This is a genomic window from Sphingomonas prati (assembly GCF_014643515.1).
GTDB classification, from domain to species: domain Bacteria; phylum Pseudomonadota; class Alphaproteobacteria; order Sphingomonadales; family Sphingomonadaceae; genus Sphingomonas_R; species Sphingomonas_R prati.
Window position 1 is genome coordinate 1 of the sequence record NZ_BMJP01000011.1, and the last position, 17005, is coordinate 17005.

The following is a 17005-nucleotide window of genomic DNA, read 5'->3' on the forward strand; positions in this document are numbered from 1 at the left end:
CAAGGCCCGCATCTACTCGCCAACCCTCGGTCGCTTCATGCAGAACGACCCCATCGGCTACGGCGATGGCCTCAATATGTATAACTATGTCGGAAACGATCCGATTAATAAAACTGATCCTAGCGGCGCCACCGCAAGGGAGGTTCTGCCAGGCGCGCGGCCCCGTAAAGAAGGTGTTTCAGGAAGCGTCACATCAACATCTGGTTCCGTCACAGTCACGGCCGGTTCCGCCGGTTCCGCCGGCCATTCAGGTTCATCGGCAGGTCTCCTCTACAACGCGTCAGGAGGCCGGACCGGTACAGTGGGGGAAGCGCTAAACGGGCAGCAAAGGGCCCAGGATATCGTGGTTGCCTCAAACTGCAACGCAACGTGCCGGGCTAATCTCCGCGAGCAGGAACGCACCAAGTGGGTGGTTAACGATCGCCGCTACATACTCAATCCGTATTACAATGATCCGGCGCCGTGGCTTAACTTGCAAACTGCTATTACGATCCCGCCACTGATCGGAGTTGCGGCTGCTACTGTCCCGCTCCTGCCGGGGCTTCTTGGCCCTTCAGGTCCGGTATTTGGCGACACTGCTTTCGGTGCAACTAGCCAAGGTTACTTCAATAGCGGTTTTTATCGTGCTGGATTTGGACGAGGACTTGGACAGGCCAACTTTCGAGTTGGTATCGGGAGCTCTAAGTGGGACATCTTTTCAGTCAGTATACCTAAGTAGAGAGGGTTGGGATGTGGTTGGCTTCCGGAAAATGATTAACATCGAAGGTCGTGACTTCTTCAATCTCTCTCGCGCGGATGCCGCGGAGATGATTGACGCCTTTTTAGAAGGGGGGAATGGTCGCTACGACTATGCTGCTCTCCCAGAGTTCATCCTCGTGCCTAATGGGTCCTGGCTTGAGGACCTCCGTCTACGGCTGAAGTTTATAGACGAGCATCGACGAACAGCTGATGAGCCTGATGGGCTTGCAAGCGGAGCTGGGCGGCTTGATTTAATGGCTCTAGCCTGTGAACTTCGGGCTAACGAGCAGAAGTAGTTTAGCTGCAGAATGGAGAGCTGCCGCAAAATGGTGAGGCAGCTGAAGGCGAGGAGATCGTTGTCACAGGGCTCATGCGGAAGGGAGCCGGGAACTTTGCTCGTTGATTGGCGACCAAGCTGGCGCCGAGAGCAGCTATCCGGTCGGTGGACGACGTTCTTCGTAACCCTGGGCTTCTCAGAAACATGAAGCCAGAAGAGGTTGCGAAGTTGCTGGGCAACAATCCTGGTTGGAGGGTCGAGGCGTTAGGTAAAGGGTGACGTCAGGGCCAAGGATGGGTGTACAGACAATATACTCCGGGAGGTGAGCCAACCGGTCGAATGCTGCGTTACCATCCTGGCGGTGGTCACCATGGTGCGTCCCCATACTGGCGCGTTAACCCCGGAGACGGGCAGGGTCCAATCATACCAGGGGGATGGTGATGTCATCTGTATTGCGGAGCTTCATCAAATCGGTACAGGCGCTTGCCGCCTCATCCGAGAGCCAAATAGCCCACCTTCAGAGGATGGGTCTGGATGGTAACAATGTCGACGAGCTTGCTCTAGAGTTTGACGATAGTGTTAAGGGGCTACCTGGACTTGTGAAGAGTGGGGCATTGTCGGCCGATGCAGCGGAATGCGTAACGCTCATTGATCGTTTGCTAGCGCAGATGAGTTCGTCGGGTGATGATTGTTGGAGCGCAGAGGCTTTACGAGAGGACGCTCGCTGGCAGCACGTGCGTGAAGCCGCGAGCGCTTGTCTGACACGGCTTGAAGCCCAAGCCTCCCCTGCTCTCTCGGGAAATTAGCGAGGCGGGTGGGCGGTTCAAGTACGCGGCGAGCCCCATGCTTTGCGCCCCAGCCGGAGGGCGGTCGAAGCGTCACCGCTCCGATGCAGGTTCGACCGAGACACGCGCCGTACGCCGTCCACAGCGCTGCAGACTTACCCGGTACACCGATGCGATCCGGAAAGCAGGAAGCACGAACCCGCCGAGGAGATCACGGCCGAGATGGAGAACTCATCAGCACACCTTACGCGTTACCTCACAGGATAATGAGGCAAAAACAATGAGTTGATAGTTGGCCACCAGATGCGCGGTTCATGGTCATTGACCACCACGTCCATCATCGGTGGTCAGGGCGCGCTGTTGTTGCTCCCTAAAGGCCTGACAGGGCCTCCCGGGTTTGCGCGATGAACTCGCGGGGTGATCGATAGCGCAAAGCGCGGTGCGGATGCACCTCCTTATAATGGTCGAACCAGCCGGGTAGTTGGTCGATAACGCTCTGCGCATTTGGTCGAGGGTTCACGCGGACATAATCGCGCTTCAGGGTGCGAACGAACGCCTCCGCCATGCCATTCGATTAAGGACTGCTTACCGGGGTCGTGCACGGGATCAGTCCAATGTCCCGGGCGAAAGCGCGCGTGGTGCGAGCGGTGTAGCAGCTGCCGTTGTCGGTAAGCCACTCGATCGGTTCGGGCACGCGGTTCACCTGTCCATAGCGATGCTCGACGGTGGCGACCATCAAGTCCTGGACGTCCTCGGCGGTGATGCCGCCCGTCGTCGCCACGTGTCCCATGGCTTCACGGTCGCAGCAGTCGAGCGCGAATGCGACGCGCACCTTCTCACCATTGTTACAGGTGATCTCCAACCCGTCGGAGCACCAGCGGGTGTTGCGCAGACCGACGGCGACCTGGCCGTCGTGACGCCGTTCCTCGCGGCGTTCGCCGTCCCGCTGTAGCAGCAGTCCGTGCAACTTCATGACGCGGTAGACGCGTTTCGGATTGGGCGCTTCGCTCGCGGTTTTCTCGACTTCCCGGCGCAGCAGAGCATGAACTCGGCGACAGCCGTAGGTTGGCAGATCGGCGACGAGCACGCGGATGTCGGCGACCAAATCGGCATCCGGCAGCGGTGGTCCGCGTGGGCGAGGTGCTGGGCGATGGCGCATTGCGGACAGGTGTGGGCGAGCGATGCCTACCGCCTCTGCGACCGCTCTCAGCGGCTGCACCATAATCCCGCATCCGGCGGGCAAGGGTTCAGGAAAACGGGACCATTCTCAACGAGCGGCTTTGAAAGCCAGAGGCATATTCGGTCCGTTTTGCCTGGGTCTGCGGAGCAGTTACTGCTCCGAGAGGTTTAGCGGCATGGGAGTCAGGCGCGGCTCAAGACCGCACCCTCAATCACGACACCGCGGGTGGCGTATTTCGATAAGGCGACAAGCAATTTCCGCGCGAGAGCCACTATCGCGACCTTCTTGCCGCGGCCATCGTTGGCGCGAACCCGCTCATGGAACCAGCGAGCTAGCGATGTATCCGGCTGATAGCGCAGGCACAGCCAAGCTACCTGGATTATAGCCGTTCGCAATCGTGGGTTCCCTGCCTTGGACACGCCCTGCTCTCGATCGATGGTTCCGCTTTGCCATGGGCTGGCTGCCAGCCCGGCGTAAGCAGCGACCTGTCGCCTGTTATCGAACGAGCGGAACAAGCCTTCGCTCGTCAGCACGTTGGCAAACTCAGGGCCGATCCCCCTTAGAGCCCCAAGCATGCTCTGCGGCGCGGTCTCGCTCGCCTCAGCGTTCAGAGCGTCACGCTCGGTTTCCACTCTCTCGATCTGCTCGTTTATCAGGTCGAGCCGGTCCAATTCCCTTGAGAGCCTTGCCTTGAGGTGTGGTGGTATGCGCTGCCCATCTCCGGTTCGTATGTCTTCAAGCCTTTTACGACGATCTCGGCGGAGCGGCCGGTAATCGCGAACGCCGATGCTGAAAAGCAATCCCTTGATCCGGTTGGTATGGCAGGTCCGCTCATCGACCAATGTCTTGCGCTCTCTGCTGATGCGGCGCTGATCTTCATCGTCGACCGTCGGCACCCGCACCATCGAACAGACCCGAGGCTCGCGTCGGACCCATGCCATCAGCGTGCGGACCAGCGTTTCGCCATCGATCCTATCTGTCTTGGCCCGACGGCTCCGGCGTGGAACTGAGATGGACGCAGCGTCTACCACATGACTTGTGATATTCTTTTCCGTCTCCAACGCGCGGTGAATCCAAAAGCCATCCAGTCCGGCCTCTTGCACGACGATCAGCGGATATAATTTGCCCTCACGTGCGCAAGCCTTATCCCGCAAACCTGAAAAGCAATTTAGCAGAGTCGGCAGATCTCCACCGGGCACCGAATGGCGTGTCATCTTCGCACTGCCTAGTGACAGCGCCGTTACCAGCCAGCTCGATTTGCTCAATTCCAATGAGATAAAAATGGCGCCGAGATCGACGCGGATCGCGGCAGCTTCTGTGGGTTGATTCACCTTCTGTCTCCTGAGGGGCGTTCAGCAACCTACTGTGTCACAGCGCAGCCGCTATTCATCCCCCATGGGATCTCACTCTTATCCAAGAGCGGGGCCCTGTCAGGTCATTTAGGGGGCCACTTCAGGCGCAAGGGCTTGAACACGTGCTATCGTGGTGCGGGGCGAAGCGCACGGGGTGCCGTTGGACGTCGTGATGGATCGCCGGGAGCGGTCTGACCACGACGTCCCGATCGTCGTTCGTTGTTGATATAGAGCTGCTGAAACGGCTCCGCCTTGGGATTGGCATAGCCGTTCCCCCGGGTTCGTTCCGGTGCTGGTCCGAGCGCGGACCAAGCGGATGATGTTGAACACCGCGTCGCGCGCGGCGGAATGCCGGCCGCGAAGGTGAATGCCGGATCGGCGCGAGCCGTCGCTGGAGGCGCGTAGGATAGAACCAACCGGCCGCGCGGACTGTAGCGTCAGCGACGAGGGTACGACTCACTTCCTCGGAGAAGCCGAGCACGTCGTCTGGTGCGGGAGGCGCTGATCAGTTCGGGCTGATCAACCTTCTGTTAGCCCGCAGGTGCCACGTGTGGCACCTGCGAAGTACTATAGTTTCACACATATAACGGGCCGCACGTTTCAAGATCATGTTTCCGGAACTGCTGGTCCAGCATAAGGATCGAAATACTCAGTTGCAGGAGTTGTCGCAGGAACAGCTAGCGCCGGATTTGCTACGTTTGGTCCGACTGAGACTGTCACATCGCCAGCAGCCAGGGCTTTTAGCGCGTGCGAAATGGTGGGTGCTGCAAAGAGAATGAAGCAACCGACGATGACACGTGCACCGCGCCGTAGACTAACGGCTCCGCTCAGCATCGAGACGCCAACCATCGCCACGGCAATCGTTGCTAGGATCGTTGCGACCGATCCCAGCATCGTTTGTTCTACCCAGCCCGCTGCTACAACAATAGCATTGGGTTGTTCCAAGTCTAGCGCCGCTGGAAGCGTCATAATTTACCGATCAAGTTTTTGCTTAACCGAGGGTTCGTCCGTACCTCTGATACGTATCGGCGCCCAGCGGATCGGCTCAACTGAACGAAGACGTCGATCGTACTTCGAACATAATCTTGAATGTCGAAGCGCGTGAGTTTCGCCCCGCCTTGCAGTATGAGCAGAACTAGCTGTTCGATTGCGCCTTCCGCACTGTCCGCATGGATCGTCGTCATAGAGCCGGGATGACCTGTATTGACCGCTCGAAGGAAGGCATAGGCTTCGACCCCCCTTAATTCCCCGAGAAGTATCCGGTCGGGCCGCATTCGCAACGAGGCTGAAACCAGGTCGTCCGCGCTCACCTGCGCTTCGCCAAGCGTCCCTCGAACGGCGAGCAGTCCGACCGCGTTTGAATGGGAGAGGAGAACCTCGGGTGTATCCTCAATCAGGATGAGGCGCTCGTGCGCCGGGATCTCGCGGATCAAAGCGTTCAGAAACGTCGTCTTTCCGGTTGAGGTCCCTCCGGAAACAAGGATGTTACGACGAGCCCGAACGCTGTCCGTTAACACGTCCATAACACTCTGTGGATGCTCGTTGTCCGGCGACGACTGGGCAACGCTGCGAGCGCTCGTTTGCTTGATGTGCACCTCGTCGAAAGCGCCCGCCTGTTCGTAGTCGGCGAGCGAAAGCGCCGGGGTTACGTTCTTACGGATCGCCAGGGCCAAATGCTGGCGGGTCGCGGGAGGGGCAATAATTTGAACCCGCTCTCCGCCTGGCAGACTGGCCGACAATAGCGGATGCTCGCGGCTTATGCCCTGATGTGAGTAGGCTGCGATCTGCCGGGCCAGGCGCTCGAGCAGAGCTGCATCGAGTTCGGGAACGTCATGCCGCTCAATCGCCCCGCCTATAGTCTCAATCCATAACTCCCGCGGGCGATTGACATAGACGTCCGTGACGTCGGCACGATCAAGGGCATATCTGAGCGGAGCAAGATAGCTCTGCAGATAGGTCCAGCCGCCGCGTGCGGTGTCGTTCACGGACGCATCTCGACATCTGTAAAATCAAGATCCTTGGCGACGAACACGCTGATGCTGGTACCCGGGCGGACCGAAAGGGTCGGTGCGATTTCGCGGCTGCTACTGACCGAAGAAGTCGCGCCTTGCAACGAGCCCGGTAGTGCCACGATCACCGGCGACCTTGAAGAGCTTGCGGCTAAGTTAACGCCCAGGTCCAAGCTCGACTGGAGGATCGCACCCGAAAAACGCTCAAAGAAATGACTGTTCACGCTGGCGCGGACGCCGCCGCGACCAACCGGGTCGGACGCTGGCGATGCAATTGCGATGGTGACACCGTCAGGCCGGACAAGACGCTGCCAGGCTATCATTGCCCGTTTCTGGCCCGCGCTCGCCTCCGAACTATACTCCCCGATCAGGCGGCTGCCGCGTGGAATAAGAACCCGGCTGCCGTCGAACCCCTTTATGTCACGCTGTACCAGCGCGCGTGCATAACCGGGGCGGCTGGAGTCGAACCCGGTTTCGAGGACTGCTGCGATCAGCGTGCCTTGCAAGACCGTCGTCGCCCGGTTGGTAACGATACTTGCGCGCACCCTACCGGAGTTTCCGGTAGTCGAACCAGATGCACCGGTGAGACTTTCGGTTTCAACATTTGCGGCAAGAGGCTGGGAATCCGATGACGGCGGTCTTGCGTCGATGAACGGCACAGGAGGCGGGTATGCTTCCCGCGGAGCTGCCTCATAGTACGGCGCTTGGTAACTGCCGCGTTCCGCGATGCGTGGTTGCTCAGGGGCTACGACCGGGGGGTATTCGACCGGAGCTGCTGGCGATGAGGCATAATACTCGCGCGCTTGCAGAACTGGCGGAATATAGAGCGGCGGCGGCGCCGCGCTTGATGCCCGATCGGCGACCGGCAGGGAGACCGCAGGCGCGGCGGCCGATCGTCGACGTGCGTCGAGCACACTGAACAGCAGGATGCCAGCGAGAATGACGGCGCTGATCCAGACCCACGAAGGCAAGCTAGCGCGCGGTGCATCCACAACCGGGCGAATATCCCGTTCGCCTTGCATCGCATGATCGACACGCGGCTCCCTGGGTGAGGAATTCCCGATCATTTCCGTGCCGATCGTGAGAGCACGCGAACGGCAGTCGCGGCCCGCTTGTCGAGGCGGAAAATCAAATGCTTCTCAACGCTGTCGATCACAAATCGCCCGTTACGCATATTGCCGTTGGTCAGAGACTCGCGGCCGGCTGTGTCGAGCGCATAGACTGCCGGAAGTGCTGCGTCGGCGGGCCAGTCGATAAATGTTCGTACGCCATCTTCCGTAACACTGGACGGACGCAACTCGGCCGCCCCTCTAATTTCATAGAAGGTTCGCTCGGATGCAAAGTTTCCGGCCGTCTGAAATGGGGCGAGTTGGCCGATCGTAGCGGGCTGCACCCGAACCGCGATTGGCAGCGTCGTCTTCTCGCGTTCAGGCGCTACGCTAAGCGTAAAAGTGTATGAGCGACGATCCGTTACGACCGCCATCGTCGCGGCCCCGCCCGTCGATCGGGCTTTGACGACAAGCCGACTGCCTGACCGGTTAGGCTCGGCCTCCCATCCGGTAGGGTCGCTAATGGTCGCTCCCGTCACTTTCTCGCCTGGTGCGAAGCGCAGGGTTAGCGGATGTCCAATAACTGCTCGGAGACCGACAAGTTGACCCTGGCGATAATCGACAATTTGTTCGCGTGGGCGCGCAACCGCCGGCACCGCGCCGACAACCGCAAAAACGCATGCCGCACCGGCCACGAATCTCATGGTACGTCACGGCGAGTTGGAGGTGCCAATTCTTGAACCGGCGATCTCGACGGCACCATGGACGACTGCCTTGACTCTTCCTGCGGTGCGTAACTTTGAGGGACCTGCGGCAGCCCTTGGATGACCGTAGGACTAAGCGCTTCCTGACTTCGATGAAAGCTGGTGACCTGGAACCCCAGCGGGTTCACGTAGCGATCTGCGACGCTGAGCGGCGCTTTCGCGTAGAGGTAGCGTATAACCGTGACCCAAGATCGCACAGGTTGGCGGCGTCCGTCGGGATCCTGCCGCGTGGTATCGTAGCGGACCATCGCGGCATTCCGTGTGAGCGGTGTCACGCTTTTGACTTGCACATCGATAACCGTTGAACGCGGATAGGCCGAAAGCGGGCTCGCGGGGTTGGAAGCCTGCATGCTCGCTATGTACTGCGCGCGGGCCGCTCCGCTCGACCAGAGCGCGATTTTCCGGTAATTTGTTTGAAGGCTTCCGGCGTCGAACCCCTCGCGCGCAATGACATATTGCACGAGGAACGACTGGGTCAGCGCGGTATCACCCGCAATCATCTCCGGCTCCAAAGGACGCAAGGCCTGGACGAAGCCTGTTTGCCGATCGACTAGTAAAGTTAGCGGTTCGACGGTCTTGAGCGGCATCAGCACGACCAACGCGAGTGCTTCGCAAACGGCGATCGTCGACGCTCCGGCCGCGACGATCCATGCGATCCGTCGCGATGCCCGATCATTGTCCTGACGATCCCTCGCCCAACTGCCGCCTTGGGCGATGTAGGTCTCGACAGGGTCGCTTTCTTGCTTTTTCACCGACGGATATCCCGCAAAGTAGTGCTTGCTGAAACACGTCGTGATGTTCGCCGAAAGCTCCGGCCAAGCGGCACAATCGGGGTTGTCGCACCAACTCCAGCCTGAGACTGCCGCACCGGCGACGATTGGCTAGGCACGGGGAAATCTGATGATTGCAGCATATGTTCCTCACGTCGCTGCGAGGCAGCAACGCTGTCGACGATGACCCCTGCTCTAGTTCGGCCGGACGAGACTGGCGATACCGTCTGCTGAACTCCCGTAGCGAGCGTTTCCTCCCGCGTCGCGCTCAACCCTGAAACTGCAAGGGGCGCAGAACGGTGATAGGGCAGACGAAGTGAGAAGCCGATACGGATGCTGAGTATCAATAGTCCCAACGACACCAGCCCGAATAGAGACGTTGCGGCCAGCAGCGGTGTCATGGATGTTGCGATGGTTTCACCCGCGGCTCGCCGCCCGATCAGATCCGCCATCCATGGTTCCAGGACAGTAAGCTCGATTCCGAGCATGATGCTCGTTGTGATGAGCCCCAGCACGATGAATATTAGGGCGCGAAGCCATCCCTCGAACAGCCCCGTTGTTGCCTGGAACAGCAGGAATGCAATGAACAGCGGCCCTAAGGCCAACAGGAGACCAGCTGAAATTTTAAGAAAGGCAAACGCGCCAACCGACGACAGGAGGAACATAGCGCGTGACATGCCCAAGGCCAGACCATCGAAGCCCGACGTGGACGTGGACGTTATTCCGGATCGCGCGACGAAAGGCGATCCTACCCCCAACGCTTCGATCGTTTCGAACTCGCGATCAATGTTGTCGAGACGTCGACCGAGACCGCTATCGGACCCTGCGCCGTCAAGCGAGGCGCCAAGTTCGGCTGCAAGCTGGCCCGGGCCCTGTATGACGACATCGTAGAACACGGTCCGGTAAGCTGGCCAACTGCTGGCGAAAGCCAGCACGATACCGATTTTAACGAAAATCGGTACGACCTCGCTAATAGTCGGCCCGCTGCCAAGCAGCAGCCGATATCCGAATGCCGCCACTGATATGGTTAGGAGAGCCGTCAGCAGCAGTGATGCGGATGATCCAGACGCGGCAAGCGTCTGGTATCCGATCGAGCCGAACGTTCGAGCCTGGCAATCGAAGAATGCCATGAGGCCCGACGCGGTCTCGCCAGCTGCCGGCACGTAGTTGCAGACGGCCATCAGGCGCGCGCCAACAGTAGATCGAGCCACGCATCAGGTGCATCACCGACTTGCGCGCGAATCTCGTCGAGCATTCGCACCGTCCGCTCTCGACCGGATAGGATCGTCAGGAGGTCCTTCTCGCTCGAGAGATCGAGTCTAGCGACCACGCTCTCGGCTCCGTGCTTAATGAGGAAGCAGCGGGAGGTGTCGGGAAGCGATCGAACCAGTTCGTGTTCATGTGACGTCAGACCAAATCCGTCGATATAATCGGAAGCCTGCGCCTTTGGATTGGGCATGAATATCTGGGTCGCCGCCTGCTCGATAATTGCGCTCGATATCTGGCTCTTCAGCGCGTCCTCGGCGCTCTGCGTGGCAAATCCGACGATGCCGTTACGTTTGCGGATCGTCTTCTCCCAGTCCTTGATGCGGCGAACGAAGACGTCGTCATCGAGTGCCTTCCAGCCCTCGTCGATAACGATGATCGCCGGTGTCCCGTCGAGCCGTTCCTCGACGCGGTGGAATAGATACATCATGGCGGGTGTTCGGACGGTTGGGTCGTCAAGGATCTGCGTCATGTCGAACCCGATCGAGCGTGTCGTGAGATCCGTCTCGTCACGCTCGTTGTCGAATAGCCAGGCGCGCTCACCCTCGCCAAACCAGGGGCGCAGGCGCGACCATAGGTCTGCCGCCTGCGGCCGTCTGTCACCACGGAAGAGTTCGACGAGGTACCGCAGCCGTCGCGCCTCGAACGGCTGCTGAAAATTCGCGTCGATCGCGTCCTTGATGCGGGCGATTTCCTCGAGGTCGGCGCCACCTGCTAGCTGGGTAAGCCAGTCGATCAGGAACTGCCGGTTGGCCGACGTGTCTTCGAGCTGCAGCGGGTTCAGGCCTGCCGGCGTGCCAGGGCGAAGCACGTCATAACGACCGTCAATGGCGCGGATGAACAGCTCGGCACCACGGTCCTTGTCGAAGAAGACGATGCGAGGATCATACTTGCGGGCTTGGGCCAGCAGGAAGTTCAGCACCACCGTCTTGCCCGAGCCCGACGGCCCGATGATCGTGAAGTTGCCGAGATCGCCCTGATGGAAATTGAAATGATAGGGGCCGGCGGCGGTTGTCTCCAGCAACGAGACAGCGTCGCCCCAGAGGTTGCCGTTCGCACGCCCGACGGGAAAATTATGGCCGCTCGCCATGGCGGCGAAGTTCGCGGTCGAGACGAGCCCACGCCGGGCGATGTATCTGAAGTTGCCCGGGAACTGCGCCCAGAAGGCGGGCTCCAGAGCTATGTCCTCGCGCACGCAGAGGATCCCGAGGTCCGCGGCGGTCGCCTGCACTTCGGCGACAGCCGCATCGACCTCTGCCGGGCTGTCGCCCCGCACGGCGATGGTCATGTGGTGCTCACCGAAGCCGGCGCGGCCGGCCGCCACATCGTCCTTGGCCTGGCCGAGACTTGCACGCAGACTGACCGCCTCGTCCTCGGCGGACCGCATCCGTCGAAGGGACAGGTTCATGCGCCCGAGCGCGGCCTGCCGGTCGACGAAGCCGAACGACTGTGTTACGACGAGCTCGAAGGGGAGGCGGAGCAACTCGTCGAACATGCCGGGGCTGGTCTGCCCGGGATAATCCTTCACGGAGACGATCCCGACGAAGCCTTTTCCAGCTTTGCCTGTCGGCCCGAGTTCGATCGTCTCCTGTCCGAAGCTGACCCGCCGATAGGGCAGGTAACTACCGACATCCTCCATCGGAAGCAGGACGGGACGCATCTCTGCATTCAGCAGATTGGACAGGAATTCGAGAGGTTCCGAGCACGGCCCCGAAGGGGTGTCATACGTTCCGAGCAGCCTCGGTTCGTAGGCGCTGAGTGTCGCCATGAGGGCGTCTCGCGCCACGTCCAGTTCCCTCAGTTCCTGGCGGACGGACCCTTCGTACCTCGCCGACACGAGCAAGCGTCGCAGCCCTTCGAGCACTCCGGTCCGTCCCTCGGGCGTACGGCGGACGAGGGTCACGTAGAGATCGTTGACGTAGAGCTGCCGTGTTGCCAGCCGCGCCTGCCAGACGGCATCCAGACGACGCGAGAAGGCGTCGGAAAAGTTTGATTCAGTGCCGACGACGACGCGTCGTCGGACGACATGATGGTAGAGAGCGAAGCGCGAAGATCCCACGGCCTGCAACATCGCGTCTCGCAGCCGCTTGCGGTAATTCAGTTCCTCGGTATTCGCAGTCTCGAAGAGCAACCCACGCAGGTAAAGGGTCTGCATGAGCAGACCGCTCCGCGTTTCGATCGTGTGGGCGTCTATATGACGGGCGTAGGGAAGATGGTGACCGACCGTCCGCTCGCGCGCGATGACGGTGGGATCTCGTGTTAGGGCCGGTAGGAGTTGCATCGCCACATCGCAAAGTTACGCACGCGCGGACAGCGTCCAACGCGGGTAAGCCAAAGATCGAAGAAGCGGGGCTCGCGGAGGCACAAGACAACGCCTACCGCGTGCACTATGAGCGCGAACGCGATCGTCCAGGCCGACCGTGTCAGGATGAACAACTCGGCCGCCAGCACGGCATTGGCCGTGAAGTAGGTGTATGTCACGCCTGCAAACATTTGCGGACGTGTCAGGGCCACGAAGAGCTGATCGTGCTCAATTTCACCCATGGTTCAGTAGCCGACGCTGGCGGTCGACTGTATCCCCGCAACGATGCTAGCCGCGCCGAACAGAATAAAGCAGCCGAGAATGACGGTAGCACCGTAGCGCCAGTTGATGCGTCCCGTCAGCATCATGAACCCAACTGACGCGATTGCGACGACAGCGACGACGGTGGCGATCGTCCCCAGGAGGGTGCCCTGCAACCATCGGACAGCGGATACGATCGGGCCGGATCCTTCAGGATCGCCCACGGTCTCCTGGGCATGTGCAACGCCGGACAGAAACGGAGCAATCAGACACAATGCCAGCCATTGTCGAACTCGCAGAAACGACCGCATTCCAAACCCCCCAAGAACTCGTATCTCTTCAGTGGCACGAGCGTTCTCAGCAAGCAACGGTGGAGCGACCAAACTTCATCACCGCCACCGTTGGCAGACCCCTAAAATTTCCGGACGGGGCAAGCTTGTTTCGCTCGCCGGCCATTTCGATTCCGCCAATATTCCGCCCGACCCGCGGTGCCGGCTAGGACTGGCCACACATGCCAGGGGGCAGCGTGCCGCTATCTAGGCGCCGCTCCTGTCAACCCGCAACGCCGTCGGAACTCTGGGCAGCGCCGGCACCGCCAAGACCACCACGGTTCTGCGCGTCCATGCCGAGGCGGCGAAGGCGCGCGGTAACAACGTCCGCGCGCTCGCGCCCACGGGCACGGCTGCGGACGAACTGGCGCGCGCGATCGGGGGCGAGCCGATAACCGTCGCCAAGATGCTCACCGCCAGTCCCGCCACGCCGTGCGGCGACAGGAAGCCCGAAATCTGGATCTTCGACGAAGCGTCCATGCTCAGCGCCCGCCACGGCGAGGCACTGCTCGCCAGGCCCATGCCGAAGGCGCGTTCGCCGCCCTCGACGACGGGGATGGCGAGGTCATCCAGCACGCCGACCTTGACGTGCGCCGCGCGCGGCTCGCCCGCGACTTCGCGCGCCTGTCGCCCAGGGACCGAGCGCGCACGCTCGTCCTCGATCCGACCCGCGAGGGTCGTCAAGCGCTCACCGATGCCATCCGCGCCGAACTGGTCCGCGACGGCACGCTGGGCGAACGGGCGATGGTCGCGACCGTACTCGAATCCTGCGGCCTCACCGACGCCGCACGCACCCGCGCTGCCAGCTACCGCCCCGGAACCGTCGTCATCTTCCGTAAAGGTGCAGAGGACGGCGCGCCGCGCCGCAACACCGGCTACCGCGTCGGGTCCATCGACGCCAAGGCCGGCACCGTCCGGCTGCTCGACCCCGAGGGTCAGACGCTCACCTGGTTCCCCGGTGACGGTAGCGCCGCCAATGCCGACGCCTTCGCCGAGGTGCAGCAGCAGTTCCGCACCGGCGACAAGGTGCAGTTCACCCGCAACAACTACGAGGCCAAGCGGTTCAACGGACGCACCGCCGAGGTGGTCGCGATCGACCCCGACGAAGGCATCCTCGTCGTCCGCTCCAAGAACGGCAAGCGCCAGGCCCTCGACATGGCCAACGTCGCCGATCGCCACATCCGACCGGGCTGGGTCAGGACCATTCACAGCGCCCAAGGGGCCGCCTGCGAGCGCGTCACGGCGCACCTCGAATTGTTCCGCAGCAACGTCGATGCCAACATCGCCTATGTCGCCGTCTCCCGCGCCAAGGCATCCGCGATCATCTATACCGACGACCGCGAACGGTTGGTGGGCACCATCGAAGGACGCAGCAGCGCCAAGGTCGGCGCGATCGACGAGACGCTGGTGCGGAAGGGGACGACGATCGCCATCCCCAAGCCCGTCAAAGCGATGGGGGTGGAGATCGGGGGCTAATGCGACCCAACACGGCACCGTCAGGGTTATAGTCGCAACCCTGACGGCAACGATGACATCAAGAGCGGCTCGGTGTCGATCCTGAAACCGCGTCCAGCCAGTCCTCCCACATTGCCGCATCTAGAGGCATAGACTGACTACCTTCATCCCTATTGAGAGAACCGAGAAGGACCGCAATATCGTCAGACGCCTTGCCTCCTCGTTCCCAATAGGTTTCCAAGAAGCGCCTCATCGCATCGAAGGCGTCAAGTGGACTAATTGAATACTCAGATGATGCTTGGCTCATGGAAACCTCGAAAAGATGTTTACTGGCGAAGGGTTCACGCCAGCGTTTTGAATAACGCCATTTCTAACCTGAACCCAAGTTTGAGTTCTGCCGGGATTAAGGCCGCTATAGATGCTGTTGCCAAATCGATCGGTATGGCTGAACGCTCCTTGAGCACGGTTGATCTCAGCTCGCGCTACTGGACTATCCGCTCCGTAGTGCCCTGGTGCCTTTCGAAATATATGACCGAGTTGGCTAGGGTTGGCAAAAAACTTCGCTGCCGGGGTAACTACCTTCGGACTTAGCTTTGTCGCAATTCACTTAGCGAACTTGACCACCGCACCGAGCCTGGCTTCCTGAACAGGTTCCGCCACCTCACCATTTTGCGGCAAGGGTCGCCTAGACCGCTTGGGCTTTTCTACGCTTGAGCCAGATCGCGGGAAACGGCAGGCCGACCAAGATTAGCCAAGCAGGGATGGCCGATATTGCTGTATCAGCGGTAAGGGGCTTGGGCAGAAGCGTTGCTGCAATACCCGATAAGCCGAAGCCATAAATTGCGAACGCTACAATCAACGCCCATAGCGCGAAAATTAGATTTGCCATGATCGCATCATCTCCTTCGCCGAGAATTTCTGTAGGCTTCGCCCCCACCAACGATGACAGCGCCCCCGTAAACTACCGCCGGGATCGCGCACAGAGCTGGTATGAAAACCTGCTGGGTACAACGAACGAGAATGTCGATCGCGAAGTCTGTGTCGCTTTGGAGCTTGCCCGATTGGGACGCATAGCACTCGTCATGACGACGGCAGGAATCATTCCAGTTCCCCGAGGGGAAACCTTGGCCGCCCTCTGCGCCGCAGAAAATTCTATCCGAAGGTGCAGCGATTGAGGTGATGCGAGGTATAGGAGGCAAAGAAGGCCGGGGCAGTCGCCGTCCGTTTACGACAATGTCGTCCGGCTGAGGTGTCTGATCACTCTGCGGCTGTAAGCTATTGAAGCCATTGCCGGTATGGAGGCGAAATATCTCGCTCTTCCTCCTGCGCTCGACGTTCCCACGCCGACGCGACTACTGGGTTGGCATCGACAATTTTACCTTCCTTAAAAAACTGAGCGAGCTGACTGCATGACTCACGATCGCCAAGTAGTGCTGCACGCATATAAAATGAGAAAGCTTTCTTTTCATTGCGCCTGACCTGCCTACCGTAGTCATACGCTATAGCTAAATCGAACACAGCCTCGGCTACATTGGAATTTGCAAGCTTCTTTAGCATGGACACTCCTAACCGCTCGTTCTTTTCGACCGCGTCGTTTCCATGGAGATACCAAGTGGCAAGGGCATATTTAGCGCGGTCGTCGCCATGCTCAGCGGCCCTCTTTAGAAGAAGGTGAGCCTGCACTAAGTCCGGTTCAGCCTGATCGCAAAGGGCGAGTGCGGCCACATATTCGGTCATATCTTGCTCTTCCAATTCGCTATTCCGCTAGCGGGAGATTCTAAGCAATCGGAGGCCCACACTGGCCCGAAGGGTCAGGCAAGCCTGGAAAGTTGCATCGGTCCAACATAAATTTTGGAATTATCACAAAGGGGAACGCCCTCAACGGCGGCCACGGCCCCCTCCAACCGTCCGGGCGAATTCGTTGCGGCCTTCGACTGCCGTTTTTATCAGCCTTCTCGCCACCGGCATCCTTGCCCTTTCGGGTTTGCCCTTTCTGGTGCTTTCCAAGGGTCGAAGGCCTGGCATTCTTGGTGTGCTCGCCCGAGCCTCCATTGCCGCCATTGCCTCCCTTGTTGGCAGCAATAACAATGATTTCTGGAATGGTATTATCATCTTCCTGAAGAGGATTGCCCGTGACGATGATTTCATCATTTTGCAGCTCTCTCTCGATAGTTTCACTTGCCGGCGAGTTTATGGTGTTGAGCTTCATCATATCGGCCGATAATGAGCTTGCGGCATCAATGAAGTATTGGCCCGCACCGGAGTTTGTGCCTCCGCTATTATCACGGCCTGCGGCGCCATCTAGGCGTTTGTGTGATTGAATTCTTGATCCCGCAGCCAAGCCGCTAGGATCAGTTTTATTAATCGGATCGTTTCCGACATAGTTATACATATTGAGGCCATCGCCGTAGCCGATGGGGTCGTTCTGCATGAAGCGACCGAGGGTTGGCGAGTAGATGCGGGCCTTG

At 59.9% G+C, this 17005-nt stretch carries 16 protein-coding genes and 2 pseudogenes; 4 read left to right on the forward strand and 14 right to left on the reverse strand.

From position 1 onward, the window contains the following. The coding region (locus IEX50_RS16925) for an RHS repeat-associated core domain-containing protein (protein WP_188699527.1) at positions 1–718 on the forward strand (718 nt) is incomplete at its 5' end. A gap of 31 nt (positions 719–749) precedes the next feature. Continuing rightward, positions 750–1034, forward strand: a complete 285-nt coding sequence (locus IEX50_RS16930) for a hypothetical protein (RefSeq protein ID WP_188699530.1) — start codon at positions 750–752, stop codon at positions 1032–1034. Positions 1035–2170: 1136 nt separating this feature from the next. Here IEX50_RS16930 and IEX50_RS17595 read toward each other — a convergent pair. From IEX50_RS17595 to IEX50_RS16990, 11 genes and pseudogenes are all read right to left on the reverse strand, one after another. Further along, positions 2171–3010: pseudogene (locus IEX50_RS17595) on the reverse strand (IS3 family transposase); the annotation flags it as partial. Positions 3011–3162: 152 nt separating this feature from the next. Continuing rightward, positions 3163–4311: an IS110 family RNA-guided transposase gene (locus IEX50_RS16945; RefSeq protein WP_157177946.1), complete on the reverse strand. Its 1149-nt coding sequence runs from the start codon at positions 4309–4311 to the stop codon at positions 3163–3165. 627 nt (positions 4312–4938) lie between these two features. Then, on the reverse strand, positions 4939–5277 hold the full coding sequence (locus IEX50_RS16950; protein WP_229674155.1) for a TrbC/VirB2 family protein: 339 nt from the start codon (positions 5275–5277) through the stop codon (positions 4939–4941). A gap of 20 nt (positions 5278–5297) precedes the next feature. Next, the gene (gene virB11, locus IEX50_RS16955) at positions 5298–6317 is read right to left on the reverse strand and encodes a P-type DNA transfer ATPase VirB11 (RefSeq protein WP_157177944.1); all 1020 of its coding nucleotides are present in this window, start codon (positions 6315–6317) and stop codon (positions 5298–5300) included. Further along, on the reverse strand, positions 6314–7408 hold the full coding sequence (locus IEX50_RS16960) for a TrbI/VirB10 family protein (RefSeq protein ID WP_229674158.1): 1095 nt from the start codon (positions 7406–7408) through the stop codon (positions 6314–6316). Before IEX50_RS16960 ends, virB11 begins: the two co-directional genes overlap by 4 nt. After that, a complete protein-coding gene (locus IEX50_RS16965) occupies positions 7405–8094 on the reverse strand; it encodes a TrbG/VirB9 family P-type conjugative transfer protein (RefSeq protein WP_157177943.1) in 690 nt (229 codons plus the stop codon). The genes IEX50_RS16960 and IEX50_RS16965 overlap by 4 nt, the downstream gene beginning before the upstream one ends. Next, positions 8091–8906 (reverse strand): VirB8 family type IV secretion system protein, encoded by an 816-nt coding sequence (locus IEX50_RS16970; RefSeq protein ID WP_157177942.1) that lies wholly within the window; start codon positions 8904–8906, stop codon positions 8091–8093. The genes IEX50_RS16965 and IEX50_RS16970 overlap by 4 nt, the downstream gene beginning before the upstream one ends. Further along, the gene (locus IEX50_RS16975; protein WP_157177941.1) at positions 8903–10105 is read right to left on the reverse strand and encodes a TrbL/VirB6 family protein; all 1203 of its coding nucleotides are present in this window, start codon (positions 10103–10105) and stop codon (positions 8903–8905) included. Before IEX50_RS16975 ends, IEX50_RS16970 begins: the two co-directional genes overlap by 4 nt. After that, positions 10105–12471, reverse strand: a complete 2367-nt coding sequence (locus tag IEX50_RS16980; RefSeq protein WP_157177940.1) for a VirB4 family type IV secretion/conjugal transfer ATPase — start codon at positions 12469–12471, stop codon at positions 10105–10107. Before IEX50_RS16980 ends, IEX50_RS16975 begins: the two co-directional genes overlap by 1 nt. Next, a complete protein-coding gene (locus IEX50_RS16985; RefSeq protein ID WP_157177939.1) occupies positions 12450–12734 on the reverse strand; it encodes a VirB3 family type IV secretion system protein in 285 nt (94 codons plus the stop codon). Before IEX50_RS16985 ends, IEX50_RS16980 begins: the two co-directional genes overlap by 22 nt. Positions 12735–12737: 3 nt before the next feature. After that, entirely contained in the window at positions 12738–13064 is a 327-nt protein-coding gene (locus IEX50_RS16990) for a TrbC/VirB2 family type IV secretion system protein (protein WP_157177938.1), read from the reverse strand. Between the two features lie 301 nt (positions 13065–13365). On the opposite strand from IEX50_RS16990, the pseudogene IEX50_RS17845 reads away from it, so the two are divergent. Together IEX50_RS17845 and IEX50_RS16995 are read left to right on the forward strand one after the other, a co-directional pair. After that, positions 13366–13539, forward strand: a pseudogene (locus IEX50_RS17845) (AAA family ATPase); the annotation flags it as partial. A gap of 131 nt (positions 13540–13670) precedes the next feature. Next, complete coding sequence (locus IEX50_RS16995; RefSeq protein ID WP_229674162.1) at positions 13671–14558, forward strand: hypothetical protein; 888 nt, start codon at positions 13671–13673, stop codon at positions 14556–14558. 664 nt (positions 14559–15222) lie between these two features. Here IEX50_RS16995 and IEX50_RS17000 read toward each other — a convergent pair. The 3 genes from IEX50_RS17000 to IEX50_RS17605 form a co-directional block, all read right to left on the reverse strand. After that, a complete protein-coding gene (locus IEX50_RS17000) occupies positions 15223–15477 on the reverse strand; it encodes a hypothetical protein (RefSeq protein WP_188699533.1) in 255 nt (84 codons plus the stop codon). A 335-nt stretch (positions 15478–15812) separates the two neighbouring features. Continuing rightward, positions 15813–16274, reverse strand: coding sequence for a tetratricopeptide repeat protein (locus tag IEX50_RS17005; protein ID WP_157177936.1), 462 nt, complete (start codon positions 16272–16274; stop codon positions 15813–15815). 40 nt (positions 16275–16314) lie between these two features. Beyond that, the coding region (locus IEX50_RS17605) for an RHS repeat-associated core domain-containing protein (RefSeq protein WP_229674164.1) at positions 16315–17005 on the reverse strand (691 nt) is incomplete at its 5' end.

Coding starts and splice junctions, on each gene's coding strand:
- IEX50_RS16930 (WP_188699530.1), top strand. CDS start 750: ATGATTAACATCGAAGGTCGTGACTTCTTCAATCTCTCTCGCGCGGAT.
- IEX50_RS16960 (WP_229674158.1), bottom strand. CDS start 7,408: ATGATCGGGAATTCCTCACCCAGGGAGCCGCGTGTCGATCATGCGATG.
- IEX50_RS16965 (WP_157177943.1), bottom strand. CDS start 8,094: ATGAGATTCGTGGCCGGTGCGGCATGCGTTTTTGCGGTTGTCGGCGCG.
- IEX50_RS16975 (WP_157177941.1), bottom strand. CDS start 10,105: ATGGCCGTCTGCAACTACGTGCCGGCAGCTGGCGAGACCGCGTCGGGC.
- IEX50_RS16980 (WP_157177940.1), bottom strand. CDS start 12,471: ATGCAACTCCTACCGGCCCTAACACGAGATCCCACCGTCATCGCGCGC.
- IEX50_RS16985 (WP_157177939.1), bottom strand. CDS start 12,734: ATGGGTGAAATTGAGCACGATCAGCTCTTCGTGGCCCTGACACGTCCG.
- IEX50_RS16990 (WP_157177938.1), bottom strand. CDS start 13,064: ATGCGGTCGTTTCTGCGAGTTCGACAATGGCTGGCATTGTGTCTGATT.
- IEX50_RS17005 (WP_157177936.1), bottom strand. CDS start 16,274: ATGACCGAATATGTGGCCGCACTCGCCCTTTGCGATCAGGCTGAACCG.